Below are 13,167 nucleotides of genomic sequence, written 5' to 3' on the forward strand. Positions count from 1 at the left end.
GGTGCGCTGGCTCTTCGCTTTTCGTGGTGGCTGCTTTAGGGTTTCGACAACAACCAAACGGGGGCGAATCCGGTGTGCAGGCTGATCAAAATTTTGGCGATGGTGTTTTGGGGCACGCTTGGGGCGCTGACGCCTGCGGCAGCGCAGGACCTCAGCGGTCTGGCGCGGGTTGAGGTGGGGGCGTCGCAGGTGCGAGACACTTGGGGCGGGGGTGTAGAACTGCGCCTTGGCCTGACGCAAGGCGTGCCGTTTCGGGTTTACACGCTGGCCGAACCTGCCCGTCTGGTTCTGGATTTCCGTGAGGTTGACTGGCGCGGTGTGACGGAAACGGCATTGCTGAATTCTGATAGTGTGTCCGCTCTGCGGTTTGGCGGGGTGCGGCCCGGGTGGTCGCGTATGGTGGTGGATCTGGTGACGCCCTTGACCGTTGAGACGGTGGAGATGGTGACAGAGCCAGAGACAGCCCGCGCCAATCTGGTGGTGGCACTGACCCCTGCGGAAGTGGCGGATTTTGCTGCGAAGTCCGGTGCCCCCTATGATCCGCGCTGGGATCTGCCACCGGTGACCGCGCGTGCGAAGGTCACGGGGCTGCCCGGCGATGGCCCGCTGCGAGTGATGCTGGATCCCGGTCACGGGGGGATTGATCCCGGGGCTGAACGGCAGGGGTATGCGGAAAAGGATCTGATGCTGGCTTTTGCGCTGGAACTCAAAGAAACTCTTTTGAGATCAGGTGGTTTTGAGGTGTTCTTGACGCGCGAAGAAGACCGTTTTGTCAGTCTGGAACGCCGCGTGGCGATGGCGCATGCGGTTGGGGCACATGTGTTTCTGTCGCTGCATGCCGATGCGCTGGCCGAGGGGCAGGCGTTGGGCGCGACCTTCTATCTGCTGTCTGATGAGGCATCAGATGCGGCCTCGGCCAAATTGGCAGAGCGGCACAATCGCTCTGACATCCTGTCAGGCGTTGATCTGACCGGACAGGATGATGTGGTGGCGGATGTGCTGTTGGATCTGGCGCGGCAGGAAACCGCGCCGCGGGCGGACCGGTTGGCGCGGTCGATGATTTCGGGGTTGCGTGGCGTTGGTGCGCCGCTTAACCGTCGTCCGCTGCGTCGGGCCGGCTTTTCGGTGCTGAAGGCGGCGGATATTCCGTCTGTCTTGTTAGAAATCGGCTTCATGTCCAGTGAACGGGATTTGCAAAACATTACAAACAAACAGTGGCGTATCAATGCTGCCGCCGGTGTGCGCGACGCGCTTCAGGCCTGGGCACGCGATGATGCGGCGCAATCGCGGCTGGTACGCCAGTAACCCGTCCAGCGCCGCATCGCCACTGACGCCCTAACGTTAGTGGGCAAAAGCTGGCTGAGGCGGCATCATTACGCCTTCTTGTTTTGACGCCCTTTGTGGGGACGATTATAGAGTGCGCCTAACACGCGATCACCAAGACCGATCCCAAGATAAGGACGCCACCAGTGCTGAGGTTCATTTTTTCCTTCTTCGGGGGGATTTTTTCCCTGATCACGCTGGGCATCGCCGTGGCGGCGTTGAGCATCGGCTCGATCTTCTACATCTATGGCCGTGACCTGCCCAGCCATGAGGCATTGGCGCAATACACTCCGCCGACCATCAGCCGGATCTATTCAGGTGAAGGGCGGATGATAGACGAATTTGCCAAAGAACGCCGTCTGTTTACCCCAGCAGAAGAGATCCCCGATCTGGTGAAGTTCGCGTTTATCTCTGCCGAGGATAAAAACTTCTACACCCATCAGGGCTACGACGCCCGTGGTATCGTGGCCGCGATGGTTGAGGCCGTGCGGTCGCGCGGGCAATCCGTGCGGGGGGCATCGACAATCACCCAGCAGGTGATGAAAAACTTCCTCCTTGGCGGTGAACGCAAGATTGAGCGCAAGATCAAAGAGATCATCCTGGCCACGCGGGTGGAGGATACGCTCAGCAAAGACAAAATCCTTGAACTCTACCTGAACGAAATTTTCCTTGGTCAGAACTCTTACGGAGTGACAGCGGCGGCGCAGACCTATTTCAACAAGACACTGGGTGAATTATCCCCGCATGAGGCGGCAACCCTTGCCTCGATGCCCAAAGCGCCGGGCAAGTTCCATCCGGTCCGCAACAAGGAACGGGTGCTGTCGCGCCGCAACTTCGTGCTGAAGGAAATGGCCGAAAACGGCTACATCACCCAAGCGGCCTACGAGGGAGAGCGGGAATTGCCGCTGCGTTCGGTCCAGAACGGGGATTTTGACAGCTTTAAGTCGGCTCTGCCGCCCCGCGATTATTTCACGGATGAAATTCGTCGTCAGTTGAGCAGCGATTTTGGCGAAGAACAGTTCTTCTCTGGCGGGATGAGCGTGCGGGCAACTGTGGAGCCGTCGATGCAGGTGATTGCTGCCGAGGCGTTGCGCCGTGGACTGGAAGATTATGACCGTGGCCGCGGAGTTTGGCGTGGCACTGGTGTGACCATTGCGGTCGATCAACTGGGCGATGAGGACAGCTGGCGCGCTGCACTGGCCAAGGCGTCTGTGCCCCGTGATATCACTCTGGCCGGCAAGTGGCGTCCTGCTGTGGTGTTGGCAGCCGGTGAAAAAGATATGCGCATTGGCATCGAAGGTGTGGATGAGGACGCAGATGGCCACTGGATCACCGCTAAGGACGTGACCTGGGCCAGCCCGCGTTTGTCAAACGGCAAGGTGGGGCGCAAGGCGAAGGTTGCCAGCGATCTGTTGAGCGTCGGGGATGTGGTGCTGGTGCGTGCGATGACCAAGGACAGCGATGGCAGCTTCATCCGCTGGACCTTGCGGCAAGTGCCGGAAATTCAGGGCGGGTTCATGGCGATGGACGTCAATACCGGCCGTGTAATCGCCATGCAGGGCGGTTTCAGCTACCAGCATTCGGTGTTCAATCGCGCCACGCAGGCCCGTCGTCAGCCCGGTTCCAGCTTCAAACCCTTTGTTTATGCAGCTGCGCTGGACAGTGGCTATTCGCCAGCGACGATCGTGATCGACGCCCCGATTGAGGTGAACACCCCACAGGGTCTTTGGCGGCCGAAAAACTCCTCTAACAAGTTCTATGGCCCGACGCCGCTGCGCACAGGCATCGAACAGTCGCGGAACCTGATGACGATCCGTCTGGCCCAAGAGGTCGGCATGGACGTGATCGCGGATTACGCCGAACGCTTTGGTGTTTATGACAACATGGGACAGTTTCTGGCCAACTCGCTGGGGGCTGATGAAACCACACTGTTCAAGATTGTGGCCGCCTATGCGATGTTTGCCAACGGCGGTGAACGGGTGGAACCGACGCTGGTGGACCGTATTCAGGACCGCTACGGCCGCACGATCTATCGCCACGACCAGCGCGACTGTCTGAACTGTGCGGATGCCAATTTGCCCGAGGGCAAGGCGCCGCGCATCTTCAGCAACCGCGAGCGGGTGATGGATCAGACCACGGCCTATCAGCTGACGTCGATGATGAAGGGTGTTGTCGATCGCGGCACCGCCACAAACATCCGTGTTGGCGTGCCGATCGCGGGCAAGACAGGGACCACCAACGATTCCCGCGATGTGTGGTTTGTGGGCTTTTCTTCGAACATCGTGGCAGGGTGCTACATGGGCCATGACAACCCGCGTCCACTGGGCCGTGGCTCCTATGGCGGCACAATGTGTGGCCCGGTGTTCAACGAGTTTATGAAAGAAGCTGTGAAGAAATACGGTGGCGGCGCCTTCAAGGTGCCGGAAGGTGGTCAGTTCATCAAAATCCACCGTTTCACCGGCGAACGTCTGGCTGATGATGCCAGCGGCGAACATGTTGTGGCTGAATTCTTCCGCGAGGGCGAAGAGCCGATCTTTGGCGTGACCTTTGACGGTGGCTTTGCCATGGGGTCGAACCTGCCGTTGTTTAACGACGGCGCGGAGCAGGGGCAGGAGGTCACCACCTCGACAGGCCGCACCACGGTAGTGGGGCCGAAGGCCAGTTTTGGCGCGGTGTCTTCCGGTGGATTGTACTAACCGGCGGCTGATCCGGTCTTAACATTTGAAACGCTCTGCGCGGATGCGCGGGGCGTTTTTGATTGGGGCGGTGCGCCTTGAGTGCGGCCGTGGTTGGCGCGGGCTTCTGGGCGCTTGTATCACAGGCGCGGCCTTGGTATCACGCAGCACTGTAAAGAGATAAGCAGGATTGCACCATGCGCGCCGAAATTCAGAACACTGTTTCCGAGATTGAGAAATCCCTGGCGTTGCTGCGGCAGCGGATGGACTATGAAACCGCGCAATACCGCATGGAAGAGTTCAACGCCCGCGTTGAAGATCCGACCCTGTGGGATGATCCTGAAAACGCCCAGAAGCTGATGCGCGAGCGTCAGACATTGCTGGATGCGATCAAGACCCATGACGACATGCAGCAGGATCTGGCTGATAATATCGAGCTGATCGAGCTGGGTGAAATGGAAGAAGATGATGAGGTCATCGCAGACGCCGAAGGCGCGCTGAAATCATTGGTCGCGCGGGCCGCTGAGAAAGAGCTGGAAGCGCTCCTCAACGGGGAAGCGGACAGCAACGACACCTTCCTCGAGATCAACTCGGGCGCGGGCGGCACCGAAAGCTGCGACTGGGCCTCGATGCTGGCGCGGATGTATGTCCGCTGGGCCGAAAAGAAGGGCTATAAGGTTGAACTGCAGTCGATGACCGCGGGTGAAGAGGCGGGCATCAAATCCGCCGCCTACAAAATCACCGGCCACAACGCTTATGGTTGGCTGAAATCAGAATCCGGTGTCCATCGTCTGGTGCGTATTTCGCCCTATGACTCGGCTGCGAAGCGCCATACCTCGTTCAGCTCCGTCTGGGTCTATCCGGTGGTGGACGACAACATCGAGATTGACGTGAACCCTTCGGATATCCGCGTGGACACCTACCGGTCGTCCGGTGCCGGTGGTCAGCACGTGAACACCACCGACTCCGCTGTGCGGATCACCCACATCCCGACCGGTATTGTTGTGACTTCATCCGAGAAATCGCAGCACCAGAACCGCGATATCGCGATGAAGGCACTGAAGTCGCGTCTGTATCAACAAGAGTTGGACCGCCGCAACGCTGCCATCAACGAGGCGCATGAAAACAAGGGGGATGCGGGCTGGGGCAACCAGATCCGATCCTATGTTTTGCAGCCCTACCAAATGGTCAAAGACCTGCGCACCAGCCATGAAACAAGCGACACCAAAGGTGTGCTGGACGGCGATCTGGATGGTTTCATGGCGGCCACACTGGCGATGGATGTATCGGGCAAAAGCCGCGCGGATGCGCAGGCAGAGGACTAAAAGCCTTCGCGCTCACTTAGAATTTGCGACAGGCGGTTCCTTCTGGGGCCGCCTTTTTGCTGTGCTGGCGGCTGCATGAGGTGTGGCGGCTAAACCATTATCGCGCTTTGGTCGTTTACTTGTGGGGATTGCCAGCTTTGTGTGTTTCGGCAATCCTTGTTGTGTGAAGGTCGGAGTAGGTGATGGATATTCTGGATTGCGATGCGTTGGAACTGTCCGCGCTCCTCGACGGGCGGGAGTTGAGCGCGGTTGAGCTGATGCGGGTCACGCTGGAACGGATCACTGCGGTCAATGGTGATGTGAACGCGATTGTGGCCCTGCGTGACGGCGATCGCCTGTTGGATGAAGCGCGCGCAATGGATCAGACCGAACGGCGCGGCTGGCTGCATGGTATTCCGCTGGCGGTGAAGGATCTGGCCAATGTCGAAGGGATCGTGACCTCCATGGGCTCGCCCTTGATGGCGGGCAAGGTGGCAGGTCAGGACAGTGTTTTTGCCGAACGGATGCGTCGGGCGGGCGCGCTGTTCATCGGCAAGACCAATACGCCAGAATTTGGTTTGGGCAGTCACACGTTTAACGAGGTCTATGGCGCGACGAAGAACCCCTATGACATGACACGGTCTGCAGGCGGTTCGTCGGGCGGCGCGGCGGCGGCATTGGCGTCGCGGATGGTCTGTGTGGCGGATGGGTCTGACATGATGGGCAGCCTGCGAAATCCGGCCGCCTGGAACAACATCTACGGCTTCCGTCCCAGTTTCGGTCGTGTCCCCGGCGATCCAGAGGGGGAGGTGTTTTTACAGCAGCTGTCCACCAACGGCCCAATGGGGCGATCGCCCGCCGATGTTGCCGCGTTGTTAGAGGTCATGACGGGTTGGGACATTCGTCAGCCGCACGGGCTGTTGCCGCAGATGTTTCTGGATCGCATCCGCACCAACGTAAATGGCTTGCGCATCGGCTGGCTATCGGACTGGGGTGGGGCTTACCCGATGGAGGCAGGCGTTCTGGACACCTGCGAAAGCGCTTTGGGTGTCTTTGAACAGCTGGGATGCGAGGTGGTTGAAATGCCCGCGCCGTTTGAAGCGGCGAAGCTGTGGAGCGCCTGGTGTACACTACGGTCCTGGTCCATTGCGGGGATGTTGGGGCCGCTTCATGCCAATCTGGCCAGTCGTCAGAAGTTGAAAGAAGAGGCGCTATGGGAGGTGGAGCGCGGCAAGGCCCTCAGCGCGATGGCGGTGCATCGCGCTTCTGTTGTGCGCTCGGACTGGTTCCGCCGCGCGGTGGAACTGTTTGCAGAGGTGGATATTTTGATGCTGCCGTCGGCGCAGGTCTGGCCCTTTGCCGTAGGCGATCGCTATCCGACAGAAATTGCAGGGCACGCGATGGACACCTATCATCGCTGGATGGAAATTGTGGTGCCGGTCAGCCTGCTGGGCCTGCCAGCGATGTCGATCCCTGCGGGCTTTGGGCAAAATGGCCTGCCGATGGGGATGCAGCTGATCGGTCCGCCGCGTGGGGATCTGCGGGTGCTGCAAATTGCCCAAGCCTGGCATGAGGCAACGAACTGGCCCGGCAAACACCCGCCGCGCCCCGCCCATAGCCTGCGTTTGCATTAATCTGCGCCTCCGTCGCGGTTTTGGCCCCAGTTGGGGACGTGACGGAGAAAGTGGCTAGGCAACGGCATTACATCTGCTAACCTACCCTTGAGGAGAAAGACCAAGCCTATCGCAAGGTTGAGGGAGGATTTGCATGACGGAGGCGGCAGAACAGTACGCAGCCGCGCACCAAGCGCACCACACAGATGACACGAATAACGGCCTGGAGCATGGCGTGCCCGAGTTCGGAGCGGTCACTTTCGCTGTGCTGTCGCAGGCACTGGCGCGCGGGTGGCGCGATTTTATGCGGGCGCCGGTGTTTGGGGTGATCTTTGCCTCTGTCTATGTGTTGCTGGGCATTTTTATGGTCTGGCTCACACGATGGAGCGGTCACAGCTACTGGTTGGTGTTTGCCGCCGCAGGCTTTCCGTTGATCGGGCCGTTCACCGCCGTCGGGCTTTATGAGGTCAGCCGCCGGTTGGAACGAAACGAAATCCTGAGCATGAGGCGTATTTTCGGCGTCATCCTATTGCAGAGTCAGCGCCAGCTGCCGTCCATCTGCGCGATCATCATCTTTATGTTTCTGTTCTGGTTCTTCCTGGCCCATATGATCTTTGCGGTCTTTATGGGGACGGTGACGATGACCAATGTGTCCACCTCGTTTGAGGTGTATCTGACCACCAACGGCCTTTCGATGTTGGCGGTGGGCACTGTGGTGGGCGCCGGATTTGCGCTGTTGTTGTTCATGATCACGGTGGTGTCGCTGCCGATGCTACTGGACCGTGAGGTGGACTATGTCTCTGCGATGATCGGATCGTTCCAGCTGGTGCAGGAAAACTTCCTGCCGATGATCCTTTGGGCTGGGCTTGTTGCGGTGCTGACTTTTGTGGCAATGCTGCCAGTCTTCATGGGGCTGTTCATTGTGCTGCCGCTTCTGGGGCATGCGACATGGCACCTCTATGATATCCTGCTGCAAAGCGGTGCGGAGGAGGCGGGCTAAAGGTTGCCCGCCAATGTGCAGCTACGGTTCATCTCAATCGTCACCCCAGCTTGGCGGCCTCTGCCGCCAGCGCCCTGATCCCCGCCCAGTCACCTGCGGCCACCATTGCCTTTGGCGCGACCCAACTGCCGCCCACGCAGGCGGTGTTGGTCAGCGACAGGTAGTCCATCGCATTATCCGGGCTGACGCCGCCGGTGGGGCAGAACAGGATCTGCGGCAGCGGTGCACCGATCGCCTTCAATGCAGGTGCGCCACCGTTTGCCTCAGCCGGGAAAAACTTCTGCACGCGGTAGCCGCGTTCCAGTAGCCTCATCGCTTCGCTTGACGTGGCTGCGCCGGGCAGCAGCGGCAGGCCGATCTCTTCGCAGGCGCTCAGCAGCGCATCGGTCGCACCGGGGGAGACGGCGAATTGCGCACCCGCCTCTTTTGCCGCCTCTGCATCGGCGCGGGTCAGAACGGTGCCTGCGCCAACGATGCCGCCATCCACGCTGGCCATTTCGCGGATCACATCCAATGCGGCGGGGGTGCGCAGCGTCACCTCCAGCACCGGCAGGCCACCTGCGACCAGTGCACGGGCCAGATCAGCGGCATAGTTCGCAGTCTCGACCACCAGAACAGGGATCACAGGCGCGGTGCGGCAGAGGTGTTCGGTGAAAGTGCTGGCTGCTTCGGGTGTCATAACTCTTGATCCTCTTATTCAGACAACAACGCCTGCGCCGTCTTCGGCATTACCGACCAACTGGCGGAAGGGGGCGAACAATTCGCGCCCGATGCCGTGGCCATTGTTACTGAGGTCCGGCGCGCGGGCAGGGCGATCCTCAAAACCTGCGGTCAGGTTATCAAGGGTTCCCGCCGTCGCATCCACACGGATCAGATCGCCATCCTGCACCCTGCTGAGCGGACCGGCGCCCAGGGCTTCGGGGCTGACATGAATGGCGGCGGGCACCTTTCCGGAGGCACCGGACATGCGCCCGTCAGTGACCAGCGCTACTTTTAGTCCGCGATCGAGGAGGACAGCGAGGGTCGGCGTCAGATTGTGAAGTTCGGGCATGCCATTGGCGCTGGGACCTTGGAAACGGACAACAACAACGGTGTCTTCGGTAAATTCACCTTTTTGAAACGCTGCCTTAACCGCTGCCTGATCTTCAAACACCCGCGCCTTAGCCTCTACCACATGCAGGTCAGGCGCGACGGCCGACACTTTCATAATGCCGCGTCCCAGATTGCCCTGCAGCTGCTTTAGCCCCCCCGAGGGCTTGAAGGGATCGCTGGCAGGGCGCAGGATCTTGGCGTTCAGACTGTCACGGGGGCCGGGTTCATAGGCCACCCGCCCGTCATGCAGCTTTGGTTCCTGCGTATAGCGGTTCAACCCGTCACCCGCAGTGGTTTTCACATCCTCATGCAGCAGCCCGGCCTCTAGCAGCTGTCCGATCATATATCCCAGACCACCAGCGGCGTGGAAGTGGTTCACATCCGCCAGACCGTTTGGATAGACCTTTGCCAAGAGGGGCGTTGCGCTGGACAGTTCGTCGAAATCCTCCAGCGTCAACAAAACGCCCGCCGCCCGCGCCATCGCGGGCAAATGCAGGACAAGGTTCGTGGATCCCCCCGTCGCCATCAGACCCACAATGCCGTTCACAAAGGCCCGTTCATCAAGGATCTGCGACACCGGACGGTAGTCATTTCCCAGCGCGGTATTGGCCAGGGCGGCCTCTGTGCCTGCAACAGTCAGCGCATCGCGCAGCGGTGTGTTGGGATTGACGAAAGAAGCGCCGGGCAGGTGTAACCCCATAAATTCCATTAGCATCTGGTTGGAGTTTGCAGTGCCGTAGAATGTGCAGGTGCCGGGGCCGTGGTAGCTGGCCATCTCGGCCTTCATCAGCTCATCTCGGCTCACGTTGCCTTGGGCAAATTCCTTGCGCACGCGGGCTTTTTCATCATTCGGCAGACCGGACGTCATCGGTCCCGCAGGGAGGAAAACACCAGGAATATAACCAAAGGTGGCGGCACCGATGATCAGACCCGGCACGATCTTGTCACAGACGCCCAGATAGAGTGCGGTGTCAAAAGTGTTGTGGCTCAGTGCCACACCGGTGGCCAACGCAATCACGTCGCGGGAAAACAGCGACAGTTCCATTCCCACCTGTCCCTGCGTGACGCCATCGCACATTGCAGGCACGCCGCCTGCCACCTGCGCGGTGGCACCGTTTTCACGCGCGGTGGCGCGGATCAGATCGGGGAAGCGTTCAAAGGGCTGATGCGCCGACAGCATGTCATTATAGGCGGTGACAATGCCAATGTTGGGCGTGCGCCCGTCGGCCAGCCGCGCCTGATCATCGCCCATTGCGGCATAGGCGTGGGCCTGATTGCCGCAAGTCAAATGGGCACGGCGCGTGCCTTCCTCCGCCGCCTGTGCCATGCGTGACAGATAGGTTGTGCGGCTCTGCTGGCTGCGTTCACGGATACGGTCTGTGACCCTTGCGACGGTATCGTTCAGCTGGGGCATGGGATCCTCTTGCTTCCTTGGCGCGTCTGGGCACTGCGCACCGTTGCGGAAGATATGTCATGTTAGCGTTAACAATTCAACCATTCATACAGAAAAATAATCTCACCCGTACGGGCCCAATCTGTCGGCATGATCTGGATACGAAAACACCCAGCGAAGGTCTAGAAGGTGCCCCATTTGCGCCTGAATTGCCTGTCAATTTTTAGACAAATCACAACAAAGGGCAGGGGACGCCCTGAGGAGTAGGCAGATGAAAAACTTTGGACTCGCAGCACTGATTGCTTTTGGTTTTGGCCTTTCGGCCTGTGCCACTGTGGATACCGCCAGCCGGAACGCACCGATTGACCTGCCGCAACTGGCAGCACCTGTCACACAAAGCGTGACCGTTGCAGACTACAACATCAAAGTATCGCGCGAACTGCGCGTGTCCGAGGCAAACGTGTATTACCCCCTTGGCGATATTGTCTGGCGCGGTGAACCGATCGGCGATCGCCATGCACAGGTTGCGCGCATCTTCCAATCCTCGGTGCAGCGCGTTCAGGCTGATACTGTGGATGGCGCCCTGCCGGTGATCGTTGATATCGACGTCAAACGCTTCCACGGTATGACCGAAAAAACCCGTTATACCGTTGGCGGAGTGCATTCGATCACCTTTGATATGACCGTGCGCAATCCCACAACCGGCGCCATCCTTGTGCCCCCCCGTGAGATCAGTGCCGACCTGCGTGGTTTTGGCGGCAGTAAGGCCATTCAGGCCGAGCATCAGGGCCGCGGTCAAAAGGTCCGCATCACCCGCCATCTGGCCAATGTGATCCAGCAGGAACTGACCCAGCCGGGTTCGGTGCAGTCGCAGATCACCGAACTGGTGAACGGGCTGGAAGTGAACATCGTCCCCGCTGGCGAGGACGCAGTGCGCCTTTGAAGAGGACACAGGACCAACAGGTCTTTCGCAATAGATCAAACACAGGTAAGAGGGCGCCATGACAGCGCCCTCTTATTCCGTGATCCGCCTTAAACCCAAAGCCAATGCCCGCGCCATTCGCCGCGGCTTCCCTTGGGTTTATGACAATGAACTTGTAACCGACCGCCGCACCAAAAAACTGGCGGCAGGCTCTCTTGCCGTATTGGAAGAGTCTGATCACACCCCCTTGGGTCTGGTGGCGGTGAACCCCAACTCAAAGATTTTCGGTCGTATGCTGGACCGCAATCCAAATGCGGTGATTGATCAGTCGTGGTTTGCCACCCGTATCGGCAAGGCGCTGGATATGCGATCCCGCCTTTACGCCGATCCATTCTACCGCCTTGTGCATGCAGAGGCCGACGGCCTGCCGGGCGTGATCATTGACCGCTTTGGCGAAACTGCCGTGGTGCAACCAAACGCCGCCTGGGCCGATGCGCATTTTGACGCGCTGGAGGCGGCGCTGATCGCCACCACTGGCGTCAAAAACGTGATCAAGAACGCTTCGGGCCGCGCCCGTAGCCTTGAGGGGCTGGATGATGTCACTGCGACCACCACCGGCACCGCCCCTGATGCGCCGGTACAGGTGCCGATGAACGGCGCGATCTATATGGCCGACCTGACGGGCGGTCAAAAAACTGGTCTGTTTTTTGACCAGCGTCCGAACCATGCCTTTGCCGCATCCCTGTCGCGCGATGCCAAGGTGTTGGATGTGTTTTCTCATGTTGGCGGGTTCTCTCTGGCAGCCCTTGCTGGTGGCGCCGCCTCGGCGCTGGCGGTGGATGGATCCGCTGCCGCGCTGGAACTGGCTGAGGCTGGTGCGAAGGCGGCAGGGTTTGACGACCGCTTTGCCACGCGCAAAGGCGATGCGTTTGACACCCTCTCCAAACTGGGGGAAGAGGGCGAAACCTTTGACGTGGTGATCTGTGACCCACCTGCGTTTGCCCCGAACAAACAAGCGCTGGAGGCAGGCCTGCGCGCCTATGAACGTATCGCCCGTCTGGCGGCACCATTGGTGCGGCAGGGCGGCTATCTGGGCCTGTGTTCCTGTTCCCATGCCGCAGATGTGAACAAGTTCCGTGTCGCCTGTCTGCGCGGCCTTGGTCGTGCGGGGCGCGCGTCGCAGCTGTTGCATTCGGGCTTTGCCGGGCCGGATCACCCGCTGATGCCGCAACTGGCAGAAAGCGGCTACCTGAAATCGCTGTTCTTCCGCCTCTGACCGCGCATGAAGGTTCTGCTGGACACCTGCGTGATCTACCCCACCGTGATGCGGGAGGTGCTGCTTGGTGCCGCACGTGCGGGGCTGTTCACGCCGCTCTGGTCAGATCGGATTTTAGAGGAATGGGCGCGTGCTGCGCGCAAACTGGGCCCCGAGGGTGAGGCGCAGGCGCGGGGGGAGGCCGCGCTTCTCTCCGCGGCATGGCCCAAGGCAGCGGTGACATGGCCGCCCTCGCTAGAGGATCGCCTGTATCTGCCCGATCCCGCTGATACACATGTTCTGGCCGCTGCAATCTCTGGATCTGCGGACCTGCTGATCACCATGAATGCCAAGGACTTCCCGCGTCACATTCTGGCCGAAGAGGGGCTGGCGCGACAGGACCCTGATGGCTTCCTGCATGGTTTAACTCAGGCGCATCCGGGTATTATGGCCGATGTGGTCGAACAGGTCCGCGAAACCGCCGAACGCCTGTCGGGGGAGCCGTGGGCAACCCGCGCCCTGATGAAAAAGGCGCGGCTGCCTCGGCTGGGCAAAGCGCTGGGATAATACATTATCTGCGCCTTCCAATA

At 60.0% G+C, this 13,167-nt stretch carries 10 protein-coding genes; 8 read left to right on the plus strand and 2 right to left on the minus strand.

Annotated elements, in window-relative coordinates:
• The first annotated feature begins 72 nt into the window (after positions 1–72).
• The 5 genes from MHM86_RS00560 to MHM86_RS00580 all read left to right on the plus strand — a co-directional run bounded on the left by MHM86_RS00560 (position 73) and on the right by MHM86_RS00580 (position 7,915).
• The gene (locus tag MHM86_RS00560) at positions 73–1,305 is read left to right on the plus strand and encodes an N-acetylmuramoyl-L-alanine amidase (protein WP_239194694.1); all 1,233 of its coding nucleotides are present in this window, start codon (positions 73–75) and stop codon (positions 1,303–1,305) included.
• 164 nt (positions 1,306–1,469) lie between these two features.
• On the plus strand, positions 1,470–4,019 hold the full coding sequence (locus tag MHM86_RS00565) for a PBP1A family penicillin-binding protein (protein ID WP_239194697.1): 2,550 nt from the start codon (positions 1,470–1,472) through the stop codon (positions 4,017–4,019).
• A 176-nt stretch (positions 4,020–4,195) separates the two neighbouring features.
• Positions 4,196–5,323 carry a peptide chain release factor 2 gene (prfB, locus tag MHM86_RS00570; RefSeq protein ID WP_239194700.1) on the plus strand — a complete coding sequence of 376 codons (1,128 nt, stop codon included), beginning with the start codon at positions 4,196–4,198 and terminating at the stop codon, positions 5,321–5,323.
• A gap of 182 nt (positions 5,324–5,505) precedes the next feature.
• Positions 5,506–6,936: an amidase gene (locus MHM86_RS00575; RefSeq protein ID WP_239194703.1), complete on the plus strand. Its 1,431-nt coding sequence runs from the start codon at positions 5,506–5,508 to the stop codon at positions 6,934–6,936.
• 133 nt (positions 6,937–7,069) lie between these two features.
• The gene (locus tag MHM86_RS00580) at positions 7,070–7,915 is read left to right on the plus strand and encodes a DUF2189 domain-containing protein (RefSeq protein WP_239194705.1); all 846 of its coding nucleotides are present in this window, start codon (positions 7,070–7,072) and stop codon (positions 7,913–7,915) included.
• Positions 7,916–7,955: 40 nt separating this feature from the next.
• Here MHM86_RS00580 and eda read toward each other — a convergent pair whose 3' ends face one another.
• Both eda and edd read right to left on the minus strand, forming a co-directional pair.
• Positions 7,956–8,594 (minus strand): bifunctional 4-hydroxy-2-oxoglutarate aldolase/2-dehydro-3-deoxy-phosphogluconate aldolase, encoded by a 639-nt coding sequence (eda, locus tag MHM86_RS00585; protein ID WP_239194707.1) that lies wholly within the window; start codon positions 8,592–8,594, stop codon positions 7,956–7,958.
• Between the two features lie 18 nt (positions 8,595–8,612).
• Positions 8,613–10,421 carry a phosphogluconate dehydratase gene (gene edd, locus MHM86_RS00590; protein ID WP_239194709.1) on the minus strand — a complete coding sequence of 603 codons (1,809 nt, stop codon included), beginning with the start codon at positions 10,419–10,421 and terminating at the stop codon, positions 8,613–8,615.
• 250 nt (positions 10,422–10,671) lie between these two features.
• Between edd and MHM86_RS00595 the strand changes: the two genes are divergently transcribed.
• The 3 genes from MHM86_RS00595 to MHM86_RS00605 are packed head-to-tail and all read left to right on the plus strand — an operon-like array spanning position 10,672 to position 13,144.
• Positions 10,672–11,343: a DUF6778 family protein gene (locus tag MHM86_RS00595; RefSeq protein ID WP_239194711.1), complete on the plus strand. Its 672-nt coding sequence runs from the start codon at positions 10,672–10,674 to the stop codon at positions 11,341–11,343.
• 58 nt (positions 11,344–11,401) lie between these two features.
• Positions 11,402–12,598 (plus strand): RSP_2647 family RNA methyltransferase, encoded by a 1,197-nt coding sequence (locus tag MHM86_RS00600; RefSeq protein ID WP_239194713.1) that lies wholly within the window; start codon positions 11,402–11,404, stop codon positions 12,596–12,598.
• Positions 12,599–12,604: 6 nt separating this feature from the next.
• On the plus strand, positions 12,605–13,144 hold the full coding sequence (locus MHM86_RS00605) for an RSP_2648 family PIN domain-containing protein (protein ID WP_239194715.1): 540 nt from the start codon (positions 12,605–12,607) through the stop codon (positions 13,142–13,144).
• Positions 13,145–13,167 lie beyond the last annotated feature (23 nt).

It is taken from the genome of Thalassobius sp. Cn5-15 (assembly GCF_022347685.1).
Classification (GTDB): domain Bacteria; phylum Pseudomonadota; class Alphaproteobacteria; order Rhodobacterales; family Rhodobacteraceae; genus Thalassobius.